Here is a 23,801-nt window from a genome sequence, read left to right as displayed (position 1 = left end):
GAGAGGAGACACACATGGCTCGAGTAGCGATCGTCACAGGAGGTACGCGCGGGATCGGTGAGGCGATCAGCGTTGCGCTCAAGAACATGGGAATGAACGTCGCGGCGAACTACGCCGGCAATGACGAACGCGCGCGGGAGTTCAGCGAGCGCACCGGCATCCGCACGTTCAAATGGGATGTTTCCGATTACGACGCCTGCCAGGAAGGCGTTCGCAAGGTCGAAGCCGAGCTCGGGCCGGTCGACGTGCTCGTCAACAACGCCGGAATCACACGCGACTCAACGATGAAGCGCATGGACCACCAGAAGTGGCAGGACGTCATCGACACCAACCTCGGCGGTTGCTTCAACATGGCGAAAGCCGTGTTCGAAGGCATGCAGGGCCGCGGTTACGGCCGGATCGTCAACATCGGCTCAATCAACGGGCAGGCCGGCCAATATGGCCAGGTGAACTATGCCGCCGCCAAGTCGGGGATCCACGGTTTCACCAAGGCGCTGGCACAGGAAGGTGCGCGCAATAACGTGACCGTCAACGCGATCGCGCCTGGCTACATCGACACCGACATGGTTGCGGCGGTGCCGGAGGAAGTGCTCGGTAAGATCGTCGCCAAGATTCCCGTCGGCCGCCTCGGCAAGGCGGAGGAGATCGCGCGTGGTGTCGCGTTCCTCGTCGACGAGAATGCGGGGTTCGTGACGGGGTCCACGCTGTCGATCAATGGCGGTCAGCACATGTACTGATGGCGGGTCCCGACTACGCTCCGCCAACCAAACGATCGGTGCTGATCGCCGGCCATGAGACGTCGATCAGTCTTGAGCCGATGTTCTGGCGCGCGCTGGAGCGGGCCGCGAAGGAGCGCGGCTCTCCGTTGAACGCGCTTGTCGCGGAGATCGACGTCGAGCGGCTCGGGGGCCCGCGGCCGCCGAACCTGACTTCAGCGATCCGCCAGTGGCTCTTCGCGAACGGTTTCCAGCGCTGACATGATTGCGCGGGTGAAGGCCGCACCGCCGTCAGGCGCGTGGTCGAGGAACAGCGCCGGCTCGATCAATTCCAGCTCCATGATGCGAAGCACGCCGCTGTCGTCCGGAACGATGTCCACGCGCGCGTAAGTCGCGTGCGCCGGCGCTGCAGCGAGCGCCCTCTTGGCAAGCCGCTCCGCAACGGGCGTGGCATGTGCAGGCATGGTGACGCCGCCCAGATGCGGCTGCACGCGAAAGTCCCCCGGTGCCGGTTGCTTGACCACCGCGTGGCTAAGCTCGCCGTCGAACAGCATCAGGGAGAACTCGCCGGTCTTGGCGATTTCCTCGATGAGCGGCTGGATGATCATCGGCCGCCCCCGGCTGTCGTCGGGCAGATCGTCGTTCGGTCCAAGGCGATGTGTCCCGGTCGCGCTTGCCGAGACCGGCGGCTTGATGACGAGCCAGTCACTTTCGAAGCGGCGGCGTGCTTCCTCGAGGTCCGCGTCGCAGCAGGCTTCGGCCGCAAGCGTCGGGACGGTTGGGACACCGAGGTCGGCAAGCTCCGTGAGATAGGCCTTGTCGCTGCTCCAGCGCAGCAACGCGGGCGGGTTAAGCATCGGCCACCGCTCCGCCTGGGCGCGGTCCAGAAGTTCGAGCCAGCGCGGATAATCGAGGTGGTAGCCCCAGACGACGAGGGGCAGGATGAGGTCGAACGACGACACGTCCGCCGGCACGGCCGTCCAGGGTATCGGCTCGACCTCAGCGCCCGCTGAAGCCAGCGCATCGGCCTCGACGTCATAGGCCCATCGCCACTCTTCCGGATAATCCGGATCGGGGACGAGAACCGCGATCCGCATCTTCGCTAACGGGCGAGCAGGATCCGCGCCTGCCCTGCGATCTGTGCTAGCATGGATGTGCTCACATGCCCCTCGGCACGGGCGCGCACGACAAGCTGGCGGAATTGGTTGATGCGCTTTTGGTTGTCGGCAATCCATTCCTCGGCGGCTTCGTCAGGTTGGCCCGTGCGGCGGCGCGCGAGGAAGTCGATGCGAAGCTGCTCGAAGTCGCGGGCGAGACCGGCGGTGAGCAGCCTCTCCCACTGATCGGCCGGAACGAAGCGCGCCACCTGCTGCTGGGCCCAGTCGAGCCCAAGCGATTCGCCCAGTCGCGTGTAGGCGCGAGTTAGCGCGAGTTCGTCGATCTTCTTGCGCTCGGCAAGCGCAGCGATCGCAAACATTCCATCGAGCTCGTAGAGGCGGACGAGACCACGAACGATGTCCTCGCTCGCGCCGAGCGCGATGAGGCGGTCACGGCGCGCCACGGCTTCGTTGCGCACTTCAGACCGGATCAGTTTCGCGGCAGCAGCCGAAACCTTGCGCACGCCCGGTTCGAACAGTTCGCACAGCGCCTCGACACGCTTTTCCCCTCCGGCAGCGCGGATGATGTCGGAAAGGTGCGCGCGGACGCTCGACGCGGCGATCGAGAAAAGTTCGATCCTGACCGTCTCCGGCAGCGGGTCGGCTTCGATCTCGCTCCAAAGTTTGTCGAGATCGAGCAGGCGTTCGGCAACCAGGAAGGCCGTGACGACCTGCCCCAGCGAAGCACCTTCTTCCTCGGTGAGGTCGAATGCCACGGCCGGTCCGAGCCGATTTACGAGGCGGTTGGCGACCTTTGTGGCGACGATCTCGTTGCGCAGACGGTGTGCGCGAATGGCGTCGGCATGCGCCTTGCGCATTGGCTTCGGGAAGGCTTCGAACAGCTGCGGCTGGACGACCTTGTCCTCGGACAATTGCAAATCTTCCGCAGCATCCTGGAGCACCAGCTTCGAGACCGACAGGACGACTGCCAGTTCCGGCCGAGTCAGACCGCGGCCCTCTTGGTAGCGGCGCATGAGGTCCTCGCTCGTCGCAAGGCCTTCGACCTTACGGTCCAGCCGCCCGGTCGCTTCGAGCATCTCGATCGTCCGGACATAGCCCGGAAGCGACTTGGCGCCCCCGGCTTCCGCAATCGATAGCGCCAGCGATTGCAGCCGATTGTCCTCGAGGACCAGCTCACCGACCTCGTCGGTCATCTTCGCAAGCAATGCGTTGCGCTTGTCGAAGGCCAACCGACCTTCGCGCATTTCCCGGTTCAGCGGGATCTTGATGTTGACCTCGTTATCCGAGCAGTCGACGCCCGCGCTATTGTCGATGAAGTCGGTGTTGATGCGCCCGCCGCTCTCAGCGAACTCGATCCGGCCGGCCTGCGTGATGCCGAGGTTCGCGCCCTCGCCAATCACCTTGGCGCCGACTTCCCGGGCATCGGCACGAAGCGCGTCGTTGGCCGGGTCGCCCACATCCGCATGATTCTGCGTCGACGCCTTGATGTAGGTGCCGATGCCTCCGAACCACAGCAGGTCGACCTGGCTCTTCAGGATCGCGTTGATCAGCGTCGGCGGATCGACCGCCGTCGCATCAATACCGATCAGCTTCCGCGCTTCGGAACTCAATTTGATCGATTTCTCGGTGCGCGCATAAATGCCGCCGCCGGCGGACATCAGCTTACGGTCGTAATCGTCCCAGCTGGAACGCGGCAGCTCGAACAGGCGCTTGCGCTCCTTCCAGCTCACGGCCGGATCGGGATCGGGATCGATGAAGATGTGGCGGTGATCGAATGCCGCGACGAGCTTCAGCGTCTTCGACAGCAGCATGCCGTTGCCGAAAACGTCACCCGACATGTCGCCGCAGCCGGCGACGGTCACTTCGTCGGCCTGGACGTCGATGCCCATTTCCAGGAAGTGCCGCTGAACGGAGATCCACGCGCCGCGCGCGGTGATGCCCATCGCCTTGTGGTCGTAGCCGTTCGAGCCGCCGCTCGCGAACGCATCGCCGAGCCAGAAATTGCGCTCCAGCGCGATGGCGTTGGCCGTGTCGGAGAAGGTCGCGGTGCCCTTGTCGGCGGCGACGACAAAATAGGGATCGTCGCCGTCGCGAATCACCACGCTCTCGGGATGAACGACCTTGTCGTTGACGAGATTGTCGGTGATCGAAAGCAGCGAGCGGATGAAGATCTTGTAGCTTTCCGTCCCTTCGGCGAGCCACGCGTCGCGGTTGGACATCGACGGCAGCTGCTTGGGATAGAAGCCGCCCTTCGCGCCCGTCGGCACGATCACGGCATTCTTCACCAGCTGTGCCTTCATCAGGCCGAGGATTTCGGTCCGGAAGTCGTCGCGACGGTCCGACCAGCGTATGCCGCCACGAGCAATCGGGCCGCCGCGTAAATGGATGCCCTCGACGCGCGGGCTGTAAATCCAGATTTCACGCCACGGCACCGGCCGGGGCAGGCCTGGAACCAGCGCGCTGTTGATCTTGAACGCGAGCGCTTCTTCGGCCGCGGGGGCGAAAGCGTTGGTGCGGATGATGGCGTCGACCAGCGCGCGGAGACGCCGCAAGATGCGGTCGTCGTCGATCGAATGAACCTTGGCCAGCGAGGCGTCGAAGTCGCTGCCATATTTCGCGACCAATTTGTCGCGACCGTCGACCGCTGGATCGTGGCCCGCCGTGAACAGCCCGATGAGCGATCGCGTCGCGACCGGCGCACGGCGAAGTGCATCGACGATGGTGACGAGGCCGAAGCTGCTTCCGGTCTGGCGCAGGTAGCGGAACCAGGCGCGAAGCCACACGACTGCCTGCATTTCGAGACCGGCGTAAAGCACGAGCTGGTTGAACTCGTCGTCCTCCGACACGCCGCGCAGCACGCGCGCGATCGCCGCCTCGATGTCGCTGCTGCGGCTCAGGATCGCCTTGAGGTCCGCTTCGCCGCCGATCTCGACGAGGAAGTCGTGAATATGGCCAACGCCGCCCGCGAGCACCGTCGGCATTTCCTCAAGCACCCGGAAGCCGAAATTCTCTAGCACCGGCACCGCTTCGGAAAGCGGTATCAAGCCGCCCATCCGATAAAGCTTCAGCCGCAATTGCCCTTCGGCATCGCTGTCGAGCCGTGAAATCCGGACGTCGCGCGCGGCTTCATTCTCCAGCGTGCACAAGCGCAGAATGTCAGCGGCGCCTTCTTCGGGCGCCGTGCGTCCGCGATAGTTCTCGGGGAAGGCATTCAGGTAGGTCAGCGCAAGCCTGGTCGCGCGCGCCGCGCCCGCCTCCGCGATCAATTCGGATTCGACGGCCGGCGCCCAGCCGCGGACCATTTCCACGACGGCGGCGTCAAGTGCCTCGGCGTCCGGCAGCGGCGCCTTCTCGTCGATATATTGGGTGTAGCGGATAAGCGCGAGGTCGCCGTCGCCGAGCTCGACCGACCAGCTGGTGATTTCACGGCCGACCTCATTTTCCAGCAGCATCGCGATCGCGGTGCGGCGGGAGGTCGTCAACTCTTCTCGCGGCAACCACACGAAGGTGAAAAGCTGGCCATGAAGGATGCTCCGTACCTGCACCAATGCGGGGCGCGGGCGGTCGGCGAGTGACATCGCCGTCATGACGAGATCGCGCACCGAGTCATATTCGATGGTGATCAGCAGGTCGCGCGGAAGGGACGCGACGGCGTGGCGCAGCGCCTTGCCGCTATGGCCCTTCGGGTCGAAGCCGAAATCCTCGTCGAGCTGGTCGAGACGCCGGCGCAGCACCGGCACTTCTTCCGGCGGAACGCGAAGCGCTTCGCTGGTCCACAGGCCGGCGTGGACGCCGATCCCTGTGACCTTGTTGCCGTCCCTGAGCGGAATGACGACGAGATCGAGCGGCACGCGGCGGTGGACGGTCGATTTGCGCTCCGCCTTCGCCATCAGCGGCGCCTCGCCGCCCTTTTCGAGATAGTTCATCGCGCCGAGGCAGCCGCCTTCGTCGGTCGGCGCGCCCGGGATGCTGAAGATGCCTAGCGCTTCCGTCGGCGCTTCGTACGGCTTCTCGACGTGATAGCCGAGCAAGGTCATCGCGCCGTCGGCAAACCAGTCTAGCAGCGCCGCGCCCTCGCCATCGCCGACCTCCTTCGCATCGGCCCGCATGCGGTTCTGCAGCGAATGCCAGTCACGCACCGCTAGGCGGACGTCGCCAAGGACACGGCGCAGATCCGCGGCGAGCTCCTGCCGGCCCCGCGCGTCGGCACGGTCCAGCTCGATGTACATCATGGATTCGCGGCGGTTCTTGTCGGAGCAGAGCGCCTCGACTTCCTGCAGTTCTCCCTTGTCGTCACGCGTCACGCACACGACCGGGTGGAGCAGGCGATGGATCGTCAGCTGGCGGGCGGCAATGGCGTTGGCGACGGAGTCGACCAGAAACGGCATGTCGTCGTTGACGATGCCGATGCGCATGCGGCGGTGACCGGCTTCGCCGCCGGTGGACTCGATCGACAGCGCAAGCTCGCCGCGCTTGCGCGTCGCGGCGACGCCAGCGAGGAACTCGGCAGCTTCCCGCTCATCGTCCCGGCCAAGGCCCTGGGTTTCGCCGGGAAGCGCATCGCGCGTCAGCGCCTTGCGAATGGCTTCGACCAAGGGTTGAGCCAGGCGCGTGTAGGCGGTCATGAAGAGAACTTGCTCCGCGAGTAAGGATGCGGCGGGCCTATAGACCCGCCCTCACAAGCGGGACAACCCCGCGGGATCACGAAAACGGCTTTAGGCGACCTTGCGGATCGCCCTTTCGACAAGCGATTCATCGTCGACGATGGCAATCGGCTCGTGCGATCCATCGGCGTTACGGCGCGTCACGATGACTGCGAATTCCTCCTGCGCCGGGACATCCGCAAGCGTGATCGTCGGCGCAGACCGCAGCCTGGCACGGGCCTCATCGCCCTTGGTGTCCGCCTTGGCTTCCGGACGGCGTGCTGCGCGCTCCGCCGCAACCAACGCCTTCAGGCCGCCCGACTGCTTCTCGATGAACTCCTTGAAGTCGCCGATCTCAATGTCTTGCCGCTTCGCGTAGGACAGCGCCGCGGCGAATTCGGTCAGCCGCGCCTTGTCGTACTCGATCCCGAAGACGAGCTTCACGATCGGCGTCATCGGCGCGCGCGCCTGTGCCTTCACGCCCGATTCCTCGAGCAGTTCGGCATATTCCTCAGGATTCTGCTCGGCCACCAGCGCCACGTCATAAGCGAGCGACAGCGCCCGGTAGAGCGACACGCGGGTGCGTCCTTCACCGGCCTTTACCGTCTCGGCCGTCTCGCGCGCTGCCCACAGGCGGTCGGCCAGCCCGGCATTCTCGTCGAGCACCATCTCGGCGACTTCGTCGTCAGGTGCGTCGGCGATCGGGCCATCTTCCCAGGCAAAGTGAACCGGGGCCGGTGCCTCCTCAGCGTCACTAACGATCTCGGCCGAAGGCCCGTCCTCCCAGGCGATATGCTCGGCGGGCGCGGCTTCTTCAGCAGGTACTTGCACCGGTGGAGCGAGGTCCGGCAGATCCTCGGTCGCGGGAACGATCGCTTCGTCGAGCAGGAGGACGTCGTCTTCGGCTTCAACTGCCGGCTCGGGAGCGGCCTCGACGGCGTCACCAACCTGCTTCCAGTTGATCACGCCGTAGATGAAGTCAATCGCCTCTCCGTCCGAGGAAAAGGGCATCAGGATGCCGCGATAGCAAATGTTCGCTTCGCGCTGGTTCACGAACTCGGCCTCGAAGCCGATCGGCGCGCGATTGGCGATGATCTGCATGTAATGATCGGTCAGACGCGACAGCAACGACCGGCTCGGCACGTCGGCGGTGTTGCGCGCATCGTCGTCGAGCCCGCATTCGTCGCGGATACTGGCGCCGATGTACGGGATGGCCGGATTGTCGCGGCCGCAAGTGAAATCGAGGAGGACGCTGTGGCTGGCGAAGTCCTGGACGTTCGACGGCTCGAGGTCCTCGATCGACGGGAAATCGCGGCCGTTCAGCAATGACACCCAATAGTTGTACGCGCGCACGTGCATCCGGCGCTCGTCGGTGCCGATTGCAGACGCAACATCGGCCGCCGGCGGCACTTCACTGGCCACTGGAAGATCGAAATCGCTCGGATGTTCGCGGTAACTGTCCATTCAACGCCCCACACTCTCGGTGCACGCAAAATCGCTGAGTGCGGTTACGAAAGCGTTAAGTATGTTTGGTGAGCTTGGGAGTTGCCGAAGCCCGGCCTTGCCGAGCAGGCGGAGCGCTGATAGTGGGCCGTCCTCCCAGAGCCAAAGCCGCTTTAGCTCAGCTGGTAGAGCACATCATTCGTAATGATGGGGTCGTGGGTTCGAGTCCCTCAAGCGGCACCACTCCAAATTGTCCTTCAGAGACAATTACTTAGCGCATTCTTAGACTGTGCGAATTGTCGCGTTCTTTCCGGGACATGCGTACACCGCCCGCATCGACTACTTCGTCCAAGAGAGCAGTTTGGCACCACAGACACAGTGAGAATCGGGTGTGCTTCTCTGAGGGCCGATTTCGCAGCCACCAGTTGCAGTCGCCATTTGATGCACGATCATCAATTGCAGCTATAACCGGGGCTCCAACGGCGGGGCTCCAGAAGCTGCCAATGCACAGTTTACCTTCACCGCCGGGTGATAGCCACTCGCAAGTCCTAGCAGCCGGCCTTAGCGCCCAGACCAGGGCTAACGTCTGTTTTGGCTCGAAACACGCTAGAATCGAGAGCCGGCGACGACGGCGGGCTTCTCAAACTGCGGTCACTCGTGACTGGACAGAAGCCGCATTCAGGGGTGTGCCGGTTGGCTCGCAAACTGAAACGCCTTGCTGGACCAAGATGGGAGTTCCACCAACTAGAACCCGCGCCGCGCCAGTCAAGAACCTGCCCACCACGCATCGGCTGGGCGGAGCGGCCGCGCACCCAGCGATCAAGAACGAACTGGTGACCGTCAGCACTGGCTGGCCTCCTACCCTCACCCGCTCGAACGAGGTTGTTGGGCTAGCGGAACCGCCGTGCATGCAAATCACGCCAGAACCAATATGTAAAACCGGGCTACCCATCACCTCAACCTCGCTCAGGTCACGCTCAAAGCGCCGTCGTTGATTGTCACGGTGGGGCCGGTCAGGGTCAGGCTCGCGCCCTTTCCATTCGTGATGTAGATTCCCGTGTCGTTGACGATGACGGTCGCGCCGGAAGCGCTCCTCAGTATGACGCCGCCATTTGCCCCGGGCAGATCGGAAATGGCGATCCGATTTTGCCCTGCCGTCTCCATCGTGATGACCGAGCCGCCGGGGAGCGGAGCATCCAACACCGGCACCTCCGCCTCGTCGGCATAAAAGCAGCCAGTCCAGATTGGCCGCTCAAGATCGCCCTTCTCGAACTCCACCCAGACATTTGCACCCACGGCCGGAGCCATGAACATCCCGGCGACAGGAAAACACGGCATCGCCCAACCCGTCGGATTGGAGCCAGTTACGTCAGGTACGATGGCCTGAACGCGCCCCAGGTTCAGGGGGTCAACGGAGTTGAAGACTTTGCCTCGGAACTTGCCAAAATAGCGCGTGCGCCGTGTCATGGTTTCGGCTTCGGCTTCGACGCTCTCCTCCGACGGACGATACGGTTCGTTGCCCGCCCGCCTGTGCCTGGGAAAGGGAAGTCCACGATGTATCGAAGCCGCCGCAAGAAGGCGGCGTCGATGTCCTGCTTGTGATTGGTCGTGAGAATTACAGGCCCGTCGTGATCTTCCATCCGTTGGAGCAGATAACTCACTACGGTGTTTGCGTAGCGGTCGTGACTATCCCGGACGTCGCTCCGCTTGCCGAACAGCGCGTCCGCTTCTTCAAGTAGCAGGGCGGCGCCAGACCCCTCGGCCGCATCGAAGACGCGCCGGAGGTTCTTCTCGGTTTCACCGATGTACTTGCTGACCACGCGCGACATATCGACGCGGTACAGGTCGACTCCGAGACCGGCCGCAATCAGCTGGCTGGCCATTGACTTGCCGGTGCCCGATGCACCGGCGAAAAGCGCGGTAACCGAAGCGTCTTCGCTCCCGGTCGTGCGGCGGGCGTTTCTCTCTCCAGTGCGCGATGCGCGGCGCGCGCCTCCAGCGAGCTTGCGAAGCTGGCTAAGTTGGGCCGGAGGGAGATCGAGTTGGTCCCAAGATGGGGTCGCCTGTGGCCGATCCAAGCGGAACAATTGGGAACGACCGGCGGGACGCAAGTGCATACGCCTCGACATGCCTATCGCCTTGTTGGTCACATAGCCTGCCAAGCCCACGATCGCCGCACCGAACAGCACGCGAAATTTGAAGTTCTTGTAAGGGTCTTTCCGGGTCTTGTTGTTAGCCACGTCAAGATCTCCTGCGGCGCAAGCCCACCTGGTTAGCAAAATATTCGCTCGACTTCGCTAAGCCAATACGATGTCGATTGAGGGGCAAAAGATCTATCCAGGCGACAACGCAACGCCGGAGCAGGTTCTCCGGCTCGCGGACGAGTATCGGGTCGCCGCAGATGCGTTGTTGTTGACTGGACGCCGGCGGCAACCACTTTCGCGGGCCCCTTACCGCCTGGTCGCCATTCACGCCATCGAACTTTACCTCAATGCCCTGTTACTTGCCGCGGGTCATCACTCGGCACGGTTGCGAGGCTTGCACCATGACTTGGCAGCGCGGACCCATTTCGCCTTGAGTGCAAAGCTACGTCTCCGCAAACGTACGTTGGCTCACTTGGAGATCCTGTCGGAAACGCGAGAGTACTTGACGACCCGATATGATCCGGCAGCCTCGGCGGCTTCTGAGCTTAACCGGCTAAGTGCTACGCTGACGGAAGTCGCAGAGAAGGTGACAAGCATCGTCCGCGGCGCCTCTGCCGAACAAAACTGAACTGATACCTGACCCCTGAACTGCATCACGGCCCGCTGCGAGATTCACCACAGATTTCCTGACGTGAACTTGGCCAATCGCGCGCAATGCTCACAATTAACTACAATTTACTGTAAGGTGGGCTGGCCGAATCGTTACGCGAGCTGCGGCGATGTCCGTGCACACGAAGCGTAAAGGGGGAGTGGCATGGGCGCAGCGTTGCTCGCAATTGCCGTCGCTACGGGGGCGAGCATGGCTGACCCAACAGATACAGGCACAACAGGACCGGGGGACACGCCGACGGTCAATAAAGAAACCGAGTACTGGAACGCGGTGAAAGCCCGCGAGGAGGCCGAAACAGCGGCGATCGAGAAGGAAGCCGCCAGAATCCGCGCGCAAATGGGCATCGTCGCAGGCACGAATGCCCAGACTGGCAGCGTCACACCTGGTACGGATGCCGCGAAGCCCGAGGCCATGCTCCTCGCGGCTTTGGCCGCCAAGGATGCAGCGCAACAAATTGCCCAAGCGGTTATCGATGCTCCGGTAACACCCGCTCCCGACGAGATATTGCTCGTTACGAGCATGGATGACTTATCGACCGCCAGTTACACGCTGTTCGATTTTCAGTCGAAGCAGATTACGACACTGCTCAACACTGCGAACGCTCGCCTCGACCAAGCACTCGCCCGGACGTCACGCGGACGCCGAACTTTCCGCTTCGCCTCGCCTGTCACCTATCTGGGCGCCGGACTCGATCTGGCGGCCAAACTCGGCAACTATTTCCAGACGGATTACACCTTCGGACCAGTGAGCGTCACGTCACCCGACAACGTCATGGCCTTTGCCGTTTCGGATGCGTTAAAGCGGAAATATTGCCCTCCAGGGTCGGACAAATCCCAGTGTCACTTGGTTCGCTTAGTCATTCCGAAGCAGGTAGCGCCCAAGGATTATCCTGAGTTTACTGCTGACCTGGCCGCGCTCGCGCAGCTCAACCAGGACGTGTTACTGAAGGCGGGCGAAGCTACGGCTCGTGCGTCATCGGGGGATGAGGGCCATGCGGCCGAGCTCAAGGCCGCGGCAACAGCGGCGGAAGCCGCGGGCGCGGCGTACAAGAGCCTCATCGATAGTCTAATGGCTGTCCCTCAGGCCGGCGAGCCGCTCATCGAGAGAATCTGGCGCCAGAGGGTGGTTAAGGCCAAGCTTGACTCACCGACGACTGCCATCCTCGTCCTCAGCGATAAGCCCCTCGGAGCTTATTATACGAAGAAGAACCTTTGGACGTTCCTCGGCGGCCCGCCGCTATTCACAATGGCCGGATTGACCGTGAGCTATGCGCTGCTCGACAAGGATCGGAGTCTTCTCACCTCCGGGACCGTGGCATTGCACGAGGGGTATCAGTCGGTCCGCGACGTGCAGAACAAGTTCCGGTGAGCCTGCCCTTCTGCCGCATCGCCACGCCTTTCGGCGGCCTTCTTGAACAGCGCCCCGTCTGCTTTGGGTTAAAAAGACATTAGCGCGAGGAGGCTCGCCTGAGCTGAAGAGAGACAGCTCTGGCCTGAATTCCCCGAAATACCCGGCGATTTCAGTGTCTTGCGGATGTGCAACAGAATGGGGTCAGAAATTCGAGTCCTATCCGTGGCACCACTCCCTCCTCCGGATCAGAGACGAGATTCCGAGGGTGACCTGGGAGGCCTCAATTAGCGCGTAGGTTCGGGGGTTTGTGCCGAGCCGACCATCAGGGGCTGGCGCCAAGAGAGCGCTTTGGCCGGATGCAATCCTTCGTCGGCAGTCCACGTTCTCTGAAGGCCGATTTCGCAGCCACCAGATGCAGATGCGACTTGCGACGAGGTTCAGCTGAAGCCGAAGTACCGGCGCTGGTCTTCCCACGAGAGAGGAACGTCGGCTGCTCTAAGGAGACGGCGCCCAGTCAAGCTTGCGGGCTGCCTACCCTGAACAATCGCGGTCACGATATCCGGTGCGAGCCAGTTGAGGCGCAGCAGCTGCCAGAGGTGCCGCTTGCTGTAGCTGGAAACCAGCGGATCAGCTGTTCCCGAAGCAATGGCTTCCCGGGCAGCATTGGCGTGGGCGAGGAGCTTGACGAGCACTGGGTCGGGTTCCCTGCTCGGCCCCGCCTCCCCAACGACCAGCTTCATTTCGTTTCCGCGGCGGGCATAGCTCGCGTGGAAGGGAATTTGCCGCTGAGGCTCGCTGCCGATCGTCACGATGATATTGGAAAGGCCCAGCTGAATTCGAACCCTTGCCTCAAGCAGCAATCGGCGCTGTTCAGGCACGCTGTGCCTGCTCAAGTCGCCCGGCGAAACTCGATCTTTTCCGTCAAGTTGTTCAGCAGTGCGCTCGCTCAAGAACTTCGATGCGCAATCGAGCACCGCGCGATCGATATCGCCAGCCGGAACACGCCAGGCGGAGCAGCTATCCTCACCAGGTTGTAGCCGAGTGACATAGTAGCGGTGCTGACGACTGCCCTTCGTCGTGAACACCGGCGTCATCGGGCGTCCCTCAGCGTCGGCGATGAGGCCAGTCAGTAAGCTGGGGAAACGGGTACGCTCACCATGCAAGCGTTCGCGGCGATTGTTCGTCAGCAGCCGCTGGACTTCGGCCCACATAGCGGCATCGACCACTGGCTGATGTTCGCCATCGAACAGCTCACCGCGGTGACTGACTTTGGCGATATAAATTGGGTTCTGGAGCAGCTGGGCCAGCGAGCCCCTGCTGAAGCAGCCGCCTCCCACGCTCCGACCAGTTGCGTAGTACCGCAACTTCGTCCGCGTGCCGGACGTAGCAAGTTCATCGGCCAAGAGTCCGACCGAGCCCAGCTCCAGGTAACGCCGGAAGATCAGTCGCACGGTTTCTGCTTCGGTCTGGTCGATGAGAAGCTTCCGCTTCTCAACTCGGTAGCCGAGCGGAACTGGTCCGCCCATCCACATACCTTTGCGCTTGGAAGCCGCGACCTTGTCGCGGATGCGCTCGCTGGTTACCTCGCGTTCGAATTGGGCAAACGACAGCAGCACGTTGAGCGTGAGCCGCCCCATGCTGGTTGTTGTGTTGAACGCCTGGGTTACGCTCACGAACGATGCGCCAGCTTTGTCGAGCGCCTCTACGATCCGGGCGAAGTCAGCAAGGCTGCGGGTTAACCGATCGACCTTGTAAACAACAATGACGTCGACCTTGCCTGCGGCAATATCGGCAAGGAGCTGCTGGAGGGCTGGCCTGGTGATGTTCGCACCGGACCAACCTCCGTCGTCATAATGTTCCTGAACCGGCTCCCAGCCTTCATGCGCTTGGCTAAGGATGTAGGCGGCACACGCCTCGCGCTGCGCATCTAAGCTGTTGAAGGCTTGCTCCAATCCTTCTTCCGTCGATTTACGGGTGTAGATGGCGCACCGGCGCTTCATTACTGTCCCGCCCGGCTGACGCCATTGCGCTTCTTCAAGCCGAAGAAGTTCGGACCCGAGCAGTGAGTCCCGGTGATGGCAGTCGCGACCTGCGTCAGTGAACTGAACCGCCTGCCGTCATGTTCGTAGCCATCGCCGAGTACGAGCACCCGGTGCACCCTACCCTGCCATGATCGCACCAACCGAGTGCCGGGCTTGAGCGACGGTCGTTTCGTACTGAGCGGCTCTTCCCCTCGCCGGAGGCGATCGGCTGTGCACTCCAGTTCCCGCTTGATGTGGCGTGGAACATCTCCGTAGATCCTCGACTGCAGCTTCCATGCGATGCCACGGCGGAGCTGGTCCGGTCCGATGTCAGGTGCCGGCTTCCGCCAGCAATCGCGCCACCTGGCGCGGAGCTGCGCCGGTGACATTCCGGACAGCTCTGCCAATTGCAGTTCCAGACTGGTCATTAGTCAAGTGCCCCCGGCTCCGCTGCCCCGATGCGGTAGGCGGTCTTGCCGTCCGGCCGCTGTTCTTTGAGCAGCTTGCTCGTCTTCCGAATTCCGGTGAGGAACGCACGGCAGCTGTGCTCCTTCCAGCCGGTAGACTTCACGATCTCGCCGACGGTCGCGCCGTTTGCCCGCGAGAGCATTTTCGTGACAGCGGCGCTCTTCGATGGCTTGTTGGTCTGCTTGGCCATTGTGGGTCTCCATGCCAGCATGATCGCTTGCACTGACCCAAGCCGCGAACTTCAGCGGCGAAGCGCGGCGTTGTCGCTGTTCAGCAGCGCAAACGACCAACGCTCTCTTCATATGAACAGTCAAGCGAATGAGGCGCGGAAGCCGGCGAAAGCGAAATCATGTCAAAGCGGCCGGTAAGCGCCCATCTCAGCCATTGCGGTGAAGCTCGGCGCAGCCAGTAAACGGACGTCCGTTCAGTCCGTTGCTAGTGGCAGGCTTCGACCCATTCCTGCCACCAGCTAAGACGGGAGACTGATTGCGAATACGTCGGCTAGTGCCTACCGCAGCTCCGAGCCGCGCCTGATCACCATCAGCGCCACGCGTTCAAGCTTCGGGTCTCAGACGCGCTGGGCCATCCTTGGGGGAAAAGATGCAGTCGAACGCGCCGAGGCATATGCAGCTGTTGGCCGCGATCCTGTCGACGGTCGTTGCGCCGACTGAAGCTGCGACGGTCCGAAAAGTAGCGGCCTCGGTGAAGGATTGCGCACACTGCCCGGAAATGGTCCCCATCCCGGCAGGCCGCTTTTCGATGGGAACTGCCGACGAGGATCCGATGCACGACGCCTTGGAAGGACCCCGACACGCGGTGACGGTTCGGCGCTTCCTGGCAGGCAAATATGACGTCACCCGACAAGAGTGGGCCTATTTCGTCCGCAGCACGCGTCGTCCAGTCGACAAGGGCTGCCAATGGACCGGCAAGACCGGACCAGAGGGGGAGAAGTCCGCGTCGTGGGATGACCTCGGTTTCGAGCAGACGGACCGCGACCCAGTGGTCTGCGTGACGTGGCGCGATGCGAAGGATTACGCAGATTGGCTCAGTCGGAAGACCGGCAAGCGTTACCGCCTGCTGTCGGAGGCGGAATGGGAATATGCGGCGCGGGCTGGCACGACGACAGCTTATTTCTGGGGATCTGGTTCATCGCATGAGCATGCCAACCACGGCACCGAAGAGTGCTGCGGAGGTTTGGCGTCCGGTCGCGACAGATGGATTAAGACTTCGCCCGGCAACGCTTTCGAGCCAAATGGCTTCGGACTGTTCGACATGAGTGGCAATGTCTTGCAATGGGTGGAAGACTGCTTCTCACCAACTTATTCCGGCTTGCCCACGAATGGGGCTCCGTTTCAGACTGCACGTGCGATCGTCGCGACGGGCGATCTCAAGGAACTCTCAGGAACCTCGACATGCGACTACCGCGTCGTTCGTGGCGGCGACTGGGGAGATCAGGCACGTTGGATACGAACTGCCTCCCGGAGCTTTGCCCCGCCGCCGGGCCCGGGTCCCAACCTAAGCGCTTACCGAAGCGGCGGCGTTGGCTTCCGGGTTGCACGAGACTGGCGCTAGCGCATTCTCATCACATCTTTGTTGCACGTTCCACGGAGCTACCGACCCAAAGGCAGCTTTCGACCCATTGCGGACATTGGCGATGCCGAATGGACGGATAGTCCGCCTTTGGAGCGGACTATCCGTATCTAGTCTGCTCAAGTGCTAGCCCGACGGCGTCCCACCTCTTGAATGAAGCGAAAGGCCTCGGGCGTAAACGGTGCTTGGGGAGCATCGCCGTGCCATTCATCCATCCGTTCGTAAAAGCGCGTAGCGCCCGACATCATCTCAGGTGTCGCGGTCGCCTTGAACGGCGCCAGCAATTGCTGCCACTCGTCATACAACGCCTGCGCTTTGGGGCTGTCCGGGCCACTTGGAATTGCAGCCTGGACGCGATCGCCGATGTCCTTCCACTTGGCGGCATACTCGGCCTGGTCGAAGCCCTCGGGCGTAGCCGGCGGGTGCTTCGCCCAATGCGCTTTCTCATCTTCCGAGAAGTAGCGGTCGGTTACCTTCTTCCAATCTTGCGGTTGCATGATCTTCTCTCCCTGACTTATCAGCGAGCAGAAGGTCTCTGCATCGACGGGCTCGCCGCGGTCGATGCGTGACTTGACGTTGAGGAGCAGCGCCTTCGCCTCCTCAAGTTCTTGTTTTCGTTTTTCGATGATCTCGAGCTGCGTCTGGATCACAGCCGCGAAGTCCATTGATCCGCGGGCGGTAAGCTTCCCAATTTGCGCGAGGCTCAAGCCTGCTCGCTTGAGCGCGACAATCTGCTGGAGACGCTCTAACTCGCCGCGGCCGTAAATCCTGCGGCCAGTGTGCGTCCGCAACGGCTTCAAGAGTCCGCGTGCCTCATAGAAGCGGAGGGCGCGGCTGCTCAGACCCGTTCTGCGAGCGACGTCCCGAATGTCGAGGGGCTGTTCCATGCAACGCCTGTACAGGTTGACGTTGCGTCAACTTCAAGCACTATTTCCGCCGACGTGCGCGTCTGATGACAGCTTTCCACCCAAAGCTGACGCAGGTCGGCAACCAATCGCCGTAATGCTCGCGAGGCTCGCTTAACCAGATTTCACTTCAAACATCTTCGCAACCGTGGGAGTCGCCATTCGATCTAAAAGTTGCAGGTGACGCCCCCATGGTCGAGCCGGTAGATGCCAAGGAGCTTATCGAGGAAGCTATCGAGCAGGCGGAGAAGGTCGACCGTGCCGACCGAGCCATCGAGAAGCGGTTCCGCGATCGCGTTTCTATCCTCGTTGGACTGTTCGCTGTCTTACTTGCTGTCATCCATGTCGCGGCAGCGGGCAACGCGCGAGAGAGCGTCCTGAAGACAATCGAAGCGTCCGACACGTACAACTACATGCAGGCCAAGATCATTCGCGAGGCGGTCTTGAAGACGTCCGCTGAGAATCCTTTGTTAAGTCCGGAAGTCAAAGCTCGCCTGCTCAACGACGCCGCGAGGCTACGAAATCCGGACAAGGCCGGACACGGCATCTCGCAGCTCCAGCCGCAAGCAGACCATCTGCGGGACCAGGGTGAACTTGCCTCCCGAAAGGGCGAATGGCTCGAATTTGCCGAGACTGCGATGCAGGTCGCCATTGTGATGCTGTCCATCGCCATGGTTGCACGTTCATTCGGAATCGTAACTGCCGCAGCCTCACTTGCCGCCGTCGGCGTTATGATTGCAGCAGCCACGGCGTCCGGCCTGCTTTCCTAGACAGTTTTCCCGTCGATCCCCGCTAGTCCTAAGGGCGGCTTTCCACCCATTCCGGCCGTTAGCAGTTAGAGGCCTTTTCAGGTCCCACGTGACATTGCCCACCGTGTGACCGCCGGGACCGCACCTTTCTATGAGCATTCGGGCGCTAACGGCCCGACGCGGGGCAAACCGAACGCCGGGCCGAAGACCATTGCCCAATCATTGTGGCGACGGGGTTGGGCCTCACGGCGATCCTTGGAAGGCAATTTACAAAAGCCTCTAACCTACGTTCGATATTAGCTTTTTAGCTGGAATTATCGGTGGAAGTGCGATCACGTGGCGTATGGAACAAAGCGAAGCTGCAAGGCGCACGCTCACCGATAAGGCTCTAAGGCGCTCGATAGTCGTGGCGCTCGTTGTCGGGACTGCGCTCAATATCATTAATCAAGGACCGGAAATGCTCTCCGGCAAGTGGCCGGTGATTTGGAAGCTCGCGCTCACTTACATCGTACCATTCCTGGTCTCGAGTTACGGGAGCTACGCGGCGTTCCGAAGCTCGTCCTAACGTCTGGTTTGAGCGCAGAGTAGTCACAACGAACGCACGCGGGCCCTAATGGCCCATTCCCGCTATTCAGTTTAAAGGCACAGCAGCGTCTTGCGGCGCTATTGGTAACTTCATATGCGGCGATGCGTTGATGCTCCCTAGAGGCGTGTTTGCTTTCCCCCGAGGTATTGAAATGCACGCATACATCATCGAAGACGACTATCTGATCGCCAAGTCGCTGCAGGACATGTTGGAGGAGCTTGGCTTCACCAAGTTCAGCTTCGCGCGATCCGAGGACGCCGCTGTATTCGGCACAAACCATCCGAACTTCGATCTCATTACAGCCGACGTCCGATTGCTGCCAGGGGACGGCGTCAAAGCCGTCGAGGCAATATGTGCTGAGCGCGACATACCGGTGGTTTTCATCACCGGCTATCGCGAGGAGCTTGAAGAGCGGAAGCCCAGTGCGATCGTGCTGCAGAAGCCCGTAAAGCCTGATGAACTCGCCGATGCTGTCCGCAGAGCGCTGGGAGACAATGCTCGCAGTCTGCGTGCCTCGCTCAAACTGCGGATATCACCCGGCGCGTGACGGTGGGGCCCGCCGGCATTTGACAAGTCGCACCGGTGGGGACGCAACACGACGACGAGCCTCTGGCAACGACGCGTAAAGCCACCGAGTTAAGAAACAATCCGGGATGCCCTAGCAGGCCTGCGTGACGAAGCGTCGCAGGGCCTTAATCTTGGAGTGCTGACGACCCGACGATGGGGGGCAATCCGCCGTCGGGCCGGAGACTTGCCTGTCAGCAACATGCTAGCAAGCGGGTCTCGCCGTCTGGCTACGAAAGGGGCGTCGCGACGCCAAGACTTCCTTACTACAATGTGTTAACTGCCACGAGCCTCAGCCCAGGAAGCTGGAACAGGCGCTCAGATGCGCTAGCGACTAGGCCACAGGTTGAGCCGTTGAACCAGGAAGCGAGCGCAGCGTCGCGTAATGTCCGCTTTCCACCCAAAGCTGCCCATTAGCTAGTGGTCGGAATGGGTTGAAAACAGACATTGCAAAAAGCACCTGGAGGGATCGCGGCATTCTTTGGACAGCCGATATATCCGGCTTCACCCCGACCGCGCGTCAGGACATGCTTTTCCGCCGATGCGAGGGGCCCGCGTCCGAGGCTGTTCTTCAATGTCCGTAATGGGTGGGAAGCTGACCTAAGGAGCTAGCTTACCAGCGGGATCGAACAACTTGCGAAGCCCGAGCCGATAAGCGTTGTCAAAGTCCGCGGCGTGCGTTCCACCTGGTATGTCGATCTCGTCCAGGCTCCACGGTAGCTGTCGTTTGCGCCACTGGCCGACCCAGTTTAGCGCCGCGCCACGCCCTTCAGGATTGTTTGCCGTTCCACTCACCACCACGAGGCGCAGATTATCGAGGTGAGCAGCCGCCGGTGCGGTTGCCATAAGCTCCGAATGCATCCTGGCAGAAGGGTTGCTCGCAATGCGTCCCCAGAACAGGTCAGGCATCGTGAAGGCGGAATATAGAACGAAGTTGCCGCCAAATGATTGTCCCACGAGGATCCGTCTGTCCGGATCGGCTCGGGTTCGCTTCTCGACAGCCGGGATGAGTTCATCGGCGAGGAAGCGCTGAAAATCCGCCGCGCGTGGACCGAAGTCGATCTCACGGTGATTCACTGGTGGCGCGAACGACCCGTAAGCAATGCCAACAATGATCGCTTCAGGGAGCTTATCATCGTACGTGAGGAACAGGTGCTCAGGTGCGATGAGCGGGAATGCGGAATCACCGTCGAGCAAATAGACGACGGGGTATTTCACGTTTGGTTTGGCTGTGTAGTCCTCCGGATAGCGGACGTAGATGTGGTATGTGCTTCCCATCGCTGCCGACTTGAGCGGGAAGTAGTCGCCAGCGAGCGAGGGCAAATAGTTGAGCGGAATGACGCGCTGGGTGCCTGGGCTCGCTGAACAACTGCAAAGTGCCGTCGCCGCCAAGGCGCAAGCGAGCAGTTCAACGCTTCGGCGACAAGCCAAACTCGACATGGGTGAAGCTTATCAGCGACGCTTATGTCTGCAATGGGTGGAAATCTGCCATTAGCGGGCGTGTTAGTGCAGATATTCCAACATGGCGATCATGTTGCAAAAGAACGATTTTGATTCAAAAATTCGGCGTTGATCCTGAGTCGGGCTGGAACGATGTCAGAGGCAGATGCGGCATATTATCGCCACCGCGCGCGCGAGGAACGCGAACGCGCCGAGCAAGCTACCCCGGCCAATGCAGCGGCAATCCACAAAAAATTGGCAGATCGATATGAGGCTCTGGCCAAGCGCGAGGAATTGAGTCCCTCCGTCGCCAGGACCGAGCAACGGCAACCCTAACGGACGGCGAGTGCCTAAAGCGCCAATCCTGCAGGAGCTGCGCATGTCACCGCCTGCCCCCAAAAAAGCTGCCTTAAGTCGGCCCAAATGCGGCTCGACTGGTCGCTACCGAGAAGACGAATAGCCGTACGTTGCCCTATCTCTCGCTCCACTTGACGGAGACTTTTTGTGGATCTCAATTACCTATTCCATCGACAACAAGTTGAGTGAAGCCGGTCGGAGACCGCTGATTCCGGGGAAGCGCGGACCGCGCACGAGGAACTCGCCAGGCAGTACGAGGAGCGCATCGAGACTATTACGGGCGACGATTATTCGTTTCCCAAAAAGGAATGACCGCCCAGCTTCGCTGCTCTTGGGCGAAAGCTGCCGTAGACGGACGTTCCGCTAGCGGCCAAAGCTGGACGTAGGGCAGGGATGTCCGCCACGCGCCCTTCTCAGTCGTTCCGAGGAAGCTCAGGTCAACCTGTAAGCGGACGTCGTAAGCAGTCGATAGTGGGGGGGCAACTCTGGAGCCCCCCTTTCTGAATCTCTGTCTAGAACTGGACTTCGCCACCATCCACGAACAGTTCTGCGCCATTCACGAAGCTTGCTTCGTCGGATGCCAGGAACAGTGCCATGTTTGCGACCTCCTGGGGTTGGCCCAGACGCCCGAGCGGCACCGATGCCACTAGGCCGTCGCGAAGCTGCTTTTCTTGCTCGACATCCGCCGCCAAACCTAGCAGGCCAGGTGTCTCAATCGGACCCGGGCTTATCACGTTCACGCGAATGGAGCGCTCCCTGAGGTCAAGCATCCAACTACGAGCGAGGTTGCGCACGGCGGCTTTGGTCGCGCTGTAAATGCTGAATGCAGGCGTGCCCTTAATCGAGGTGGTCGAGCCGGTGAGTATCACCGACGCCCCGTCCTTCAGCAGCGGCAGAGCCTTCTGCACGGTGAAGATCGTGCCCTTTACGTTCGTGCCGAATGTACTCTCATACTGATCCTCGGTGATGGACCCGAGAGGCGCGAACGCGCCGCCTCCAGCATTCGCCATCAGCACGTCGATTTGCGCGTGCTTCTGTTGGACCGCATCGTAGAGTGTGTCTATGTCGGCGAGCACCGACATATCGGCGCGGACGCCAACTGCCCCGTGGCCGATAGACCGCACGGCTGCATTGAGCTCCGCCTGCCGCCGGCCGGTGATGAACACGGATGCTCCCTCGGCCGCGAAACGCTGAGCGACTGCAAGTCCGATTCCGGTGGTGCCGCCCGTGATTACGGCAACCTTGTTCACGAGCCGTCCCGTCATTTGTCTGTCTCCTCATATTGACGGGCCATTGCCCGTTCCGCGATGATCTATTGATAGGACGATGAACCAGTAGTCGGTGTCTGTGTGACTGTGCGTTCCGTAAATAGGACGATGCTCATGATGGAACTCGATGACTACGTTCTGTTTGCCGGGGTGGTGGAACACGGCGGCTTTGCTCCGGCGGGCCGAGCAATGCGGATGCAGAAGTCGAAGCTCAGCCGGCGCATCGCGGCACTGGAGGAGCGCCTCGGCGTCAGGTTGATTGAGCGTTCGACCCGCCGCTTCCGCGTGACGGATATTGGCGAGACGCTCTACGAACATTGTCGCACGATTGTGCTCGACCTTGAACGTGCGCGGGCCGTTACGTCGGAGGCGCTTGCGGAGCCGCAGGGGCAGGTTCGGTTCAGCTGCCCAACCGGTCTGGTCGAGCCGCTTGCACCAAGCCTCGCGCCCTTTTTGAAGCGCTATCCCAAGGTGAACCTGCAGATCGTCGCGACGGATCGGGGCGTAGACCTTATCCGCGAGCGCATCGACGTTGCGCTCCGCGTGAGAACGGCTCTTGAGACCGATGCATCGCTGACAATGCGAACACTCGCACGGTCGCGTCGCATTCTTGTCGCCAGCCCAAAGCTGGCGAACACCATCGGGCCGCGCATTCTTGATCTCCAGGAAATCCCAACCCTCAGCTCCACCGAACTTGCCGGACCGATCACCTGGAGTTTGGTTGGGGCCGACGGTGCGGCATTCGATTTCGAACACGACCCGCGCCTACGATGCGAGGAATTCGGCGCGCTTCGCGCCGCCGCCGCCGCAGGCCTTGGAGTTGCGCTGCTTCCGGATCATGTCTGCTGGGGCGACATGGATGCGGGCCGGCTGGTTCGCGTGCTCCCGGAGTGGCACGCGCAAGAAGGCATCGTGCATCTGGTTTTCACGAACCGGCGAGGGCTGCCGCCAGCAGTGCGCGCTTTCATCGATCATCTCGCTGTCACGTTTCAAAGTGGCGTGCTCGCCCCACGAAAATAATCCGACTCGACTCCGCTGCGGCTGCTCCCCTCAGGTTCAAGCTTGGCGGGCCACGTTGATCGGCCTGCACATCGGGATTGCGCGCGCTGCCTCTCCGCCCTTGGCGGCGGCCAAGTCGAAGGCACGTTTATCGAGCAGGCCGGTGCTCTTGATTCGAGCCAACGTCGTGTCCGCAATGATGCGCATTAGCGCGTCCTGATGGACTGCTCGAGCGAGTGTGAGCCGGTCCTCAGCTTCCTCGGCTTCGCTGAACCGCCGCGGACCACCGCTGAGGCTTGCTAGCGCTCCCCACTCTGCCCATTCGATCATCGCATCCTGGTACAAGTCTGCTGCGGACATGGAGATACGCGAGTAGAGGATCGCCCGGTCGTGTGAGACGTGCGTGATGGCTTGGGACGCGACCATCGCACCGTAGGTATCAGTCTGCCAAGGATGAGGAGCCAATTGTGGAATGGGGCCGACGCGGGGTAGCCGTCGAGCGGCGGCGGCTTGATCGATAATCTGGCGCACCTCGGTCGCCCGCGCAGCAACGCATGGAGCGTAAGCGTCGAGCTCGGCTGCGAACATGACGAACCGGGCGAAGTTGTCCCGGAGTGAGTCTTCGCCGCGCACGACCTGCTCACGGTTGGCGATAACCTTGACGATCTCCTGTGCGACAAGGGCGATGAGCACGCCGAGGACGATGATCCCAACCTCGCCGAAGAACTCGCGCCAGCCATGTAACGGTTTTGGCGCGTGGATCTGCATAG

At 61.6% G+C, this 23,801-nt stretch carries 21 protein-coding genes and 1 tRNA gene; 10 read left to right on the top strand and 12 right to left on the bottom strand.

From position 1 onward, the window contains the following. The first annotated feature begins 14 nt into the window (after positions 1 to 14). Both phbB and ABD704_RS11700 read left to right on the top strand, forming a co-directional pair. Entirely contained in the window at positions 15 to 737 is a 723-nt protein-coding gene (phbB, locus tag ABD704_RS11705) for an acetoacetyl-CoA reductase (RefSeq protein ID WP_344699866.1), read from the top strand. Next, positions 737 to 976 carry a ribbon-helix-helix domain-containing protein gene (locus ABD704_RS11700; protein WP_344699865.1) on the top strand — a complete coding sequence of 80 codons (240 nt, stop codon included), beginning with the start codon at positions 737 to 739 and terminating at the stop codon, positions 974 to 976. The genes phbB and ABD704_RS11700 overlap by 1 nt, the downstream gene beginning before the upstream one ends. Here the strand turns inward: ABD704_RS11700 and ABD704_RS11695 are convergent. From ABD704_RS11695 to ABD704_RS11685, 3 genes are all read right to left on the bottom strand, one after another. After that, positions 932 to 1,813, bottom strand: a complete 882-nt coding sequence (locus ABD704_RS11695; RefSeq protein ID WP_344699864.1) for an ATP-grasp domain-containing protein — start codon at positions 1,811 to 1,813, stop codon at positions 932 to 934. The genes ABD704_RS11700 and ABD704_RS11695 overlap by 45 nt on opposite strands. Positions 1,814 to 1,818: 5 nt before the next feature. Next, positions 1,819 to 6,459, bottom strand: a complete 4,641-nt coding sequence (locus ABD704_RS11690; protein WP_344699863.1) for an NAD-glutamate dehydrogenase — start codon at positions 6,457 to 6,459, stop codon at positions 1,819 to 1,821. 90 nt (positions 6,460 to 6,549) lie between these two features. Beyond that, on the bottom strand, positions 6,550 to 7,941 hold the full coding sequence (locus ABD704_RS11685; RefSeq protein WP_344699862.1) for a PAS domain-containing protein: 1,392 nt from the start codon (positions 7,939 to 7,941) through the stop codon (positions 6,550 to 6,552). A 146-nt stretch (positions 7,942 to 8,087) separates the two neighbouring features. Between ABD704_RS11685 and ABD704_RS11680 the strand changes: the two genes are divergently transcribed. Beyond that, positions 8,088 to 8,163, top strand: a tRNA-Thr gene (locus ABD704_RS11680). Between the two features lie 723 nt (positions 8,164 to 8,886). Here the strand turns inward: ABD704_RS11680 and ABD704_RS11675 are convergent. Both ABD704_RS11675 and ABD704_RS11670 read right to left on the bottom strand, forming a co-directional pair. After that, a complete protein-coding gene (locus ABD704_RS11675) occupies positions 8,887 to 9,387 on the bottom strand; it encodes a phage baseplate assembly protein V (RefSeq protein WP_344699861.1) in 501 nt (166 codons plus the stop codon). Further along, positions 9,384 to 10,160 (bottom strand): ATP-binding protein, encoded by a 777-nt coding sequence (locus tag ABD704_RS11670; RefSeq protein WP_344699860.1) that lies wholly within the window; start codon positions 10,158 to 10,160, stop codon positions 9,384 to 9,386. The genes ABD704_RS11675 and ABD704_RS11670 overlap by 4 nt, the downstream gene beginning before the upstream one ends. Before the next feature lie 70 nt (positions 10,161 to 10,230). Between ABD704_RS11670 and ABD704_RS11665 the strand changes: the two genes are divergently transcribed. Continuing rightward, a complete protein-coding gene (locus tag ABD704_RS11665; RefSeq protein ID WP_344699859.1) occupies positions 10,231 to 10,692 on the top strand; it encodes a hypothetical protein in 462 nt (153 codons plus the stop codon). Between the two features lie 231 nt (positions 10,693 to 10,923). Beyond that, a complete protein-coding gene (locus ABD704_RS11660; protein WP_344699858.1) occupies positions 10,924 to 12,102 on the top strand; it encodes a hypothetical protein in 1,179 nt (392 codons plus the stop codon). Positions 12,103 to 12,521: 419 nt separating this feature from the next. On the opposite strand, the gene ABD704_RS11655 is transcribed toward ABD704_RS11660, so the two are convergent. The 3 genes from ABD704_RS11655 to ABD704_RS11645 are packed head-to-tail and all read right to left on the bottom strand — an operon-like array spanning position 12,522 to position 14,763. Next, positions 12,522 to 14,084 (bottom strand): recombinase family protein, encoded by a 1,563-nt coding sequence (locus ABD704_RS11655; protein WP_344699857.1) that lies wholly within the window; start codon positions 14,082 to 14,084, stop codon positions 12,522 to 12,524. Beyond that, positions 14,084 to 14,533, bottom strand: coding sequence for a DUF2924 domain-containing protein (locus tag ABD704_RS11650; protein ID WP_344699856.1), 450 nt, complete (start codon positions 14,531 to 14,533; stop codon positions 14,084 to 14,086). Before ABD704_RS11650 ends, ABD704_RS11655 begins: the two co-directional genes overlap by 1 nt. Continuing rightward, positions 14,533 to 14,763, bottom strand: coding sequence for a DUF3489 domain-containing protein (locus ABD704_RS11645; protein ID WP_344699855.1), 231 nt, complete (start codon positions 14,761 to 14,763; stop codon positions 14,533 to 14,535). Before ABD704_RS11645 ends, ABD704_RS11650 begins: the two co-directional genes overlap by 1 nt. A gap of 434 nt (positions 14,764 to 15,197) precedes the next feature. On the opposite strand from ABD704_RS11645, the gene ABD704_RS11640 reads away from it, so the two are divergent. Continuing rightward, positions 15,198 to 16,145, top strand: coding sequence for a formylglycine-generating enzyme family protein (locus ABD704_RS11640; RefSeq protein ID WP_344699854.1), 948 nt, complete (start codon positions 15,198 to 15,200; stop codon positions 16,143 to 16,145). Positions 16,146 to 16,282: 137 nt separating this feature from the next. Here ABD704_RS11640 and ABD704_RS11635 read toward each other — a convergent pair whose 3' ends face one another. After that, entirely contained in the window at positions 16,283 to 17,050 is a 768-nt protein-coding gene (locus ABD704_RS11635; protein WP_344699853.1) for a MerR family transcriptional regulator, read from the bottom strand. Positions 17,051 to 17,259: 209 nt separating this feature from the next. Here ABD704_RS11635 and ABD704_RS11630 point away from each other — a divergent pair, with 209 nt between their 5' ends. The 3 genes from ABD704_RS11630 (at position 17,260) to ABD704_RS11620 (ending at position 18,950) form a co-directional block, all read left to right on the top strand. Further along, the gene (locus ABD704_RS11630) at positions 17,260 to 17,838 is read left to right on the top strand and encodes a DUF4337 family protein (protein WP_344699852.1); all 579 of its coding nucleotides are present in this window, start codon (positions 17,260 to 17,262) and stop codon (positions 17,836 to 17,838) included. A gap of 322 nt (positions 17,839 to 18,160) precedes the next feature. Then, complete coding sequence (gene nrtS / locus ABD704_RS11625; protein WP_344699851.1) at positions 18,161 to 18,382, top strand: nitrate/nitrite transporter NrtS; 222 nt, start codon at positions 18,161 to 18,163, stop codon at positions 18,380 to 18,382. Between the two features lie 172 nt (positions 18,383 to 18,554). Beyond that, entirely contained in the window at positions 18,555 to 18,950 is a 396-nt protein-coding gene (locus tag ABD704_RS11620) for a response regulator (protein ID WP_344699850.1), read from the top strand. Positions 18,951 to 19,567: 617 nt separating this feature from the next. Here ABD704_RS11620 and ABD704_RS11615 read toward each other — a convergent pair. Both ABD704_RS11615 and ABD704_RS11610 read right to left on the bottom strand, forming a co-directional pair. Then, on the bottom strand, positions 19,568 to 20,359 hold the full coding sequence (locus ABD704_RS11615) for an alpha/beta hydrolase (RefSeq protein WP_344699849.1): 792 nt from the start codon (positions 20,357 to 20,359) through the stop codon (positions 19,568 to 19,570). 917 nt (positions 20,360 to 21,276) lie between these two features. Beyond that, positions 21,277 to 22,029 (bottom strand): SDR family NAD(P)-dependent oxidoreductase, encoded by a 753-nt coding sequence (locus tag ABD704_RS11610; protein WP_344699848.1) that lies wholly within the window; start codon positions 22,027 to 22,029, stop codon positions 21,277 to 21,279. 117 nt (positions 22,030 to 22,146) lie between these two features. Here ABD704_RS11610 and ABD704_RS11605 point away from each other — a divergent pair, with 117 nt between their 5' ends. Then, complete coding sequence (locus tag ABD704_RS11605) at positions 22,147 to 23,052, top strand: LysR substrate-binding domain-containing protein (RefSeq protein ID WP_344699847.1); 906 nt, start codon at positions 22,147 to 22,149, stop codon at positions 23,050 to 23,052. Between the two features lie 36 nt (positions 23,053 to 23,088). Here ABD704_RS11605 and ABD704_RS11600 read toward each other — a convergent pair whose 3' ends face one another. Further along, complete coding sequence (locus tag ABD704_RS11600; RefSeq protein ID WP_344699846.1) at positions 23,089 to 23,799, bottom strand: hypothetical protein; 711 nt, start codon at positions 23,797 to 23,799, stop codon at positions 23,089 to 23,091. Positions 23,800 to 23,801 lie beyond the last annotated feature (2 nt).

It is taken from the genome of Sphingomonas limnosediminicola (genome assembly GCF_039537965.1).
Taxonomy (GTDB): Bacteria; Pseudomonadota; Alphaproteobacteria; order Sphingomonadales; family Sphingomonadaceae; genus Sphingomicrobium; species Sphingomicrobium limnosediminicola.
Note: the sequence above shows the minus strand (reverse complement) of the source record. Positions and strands in the feature narration are given on the sequence as shown.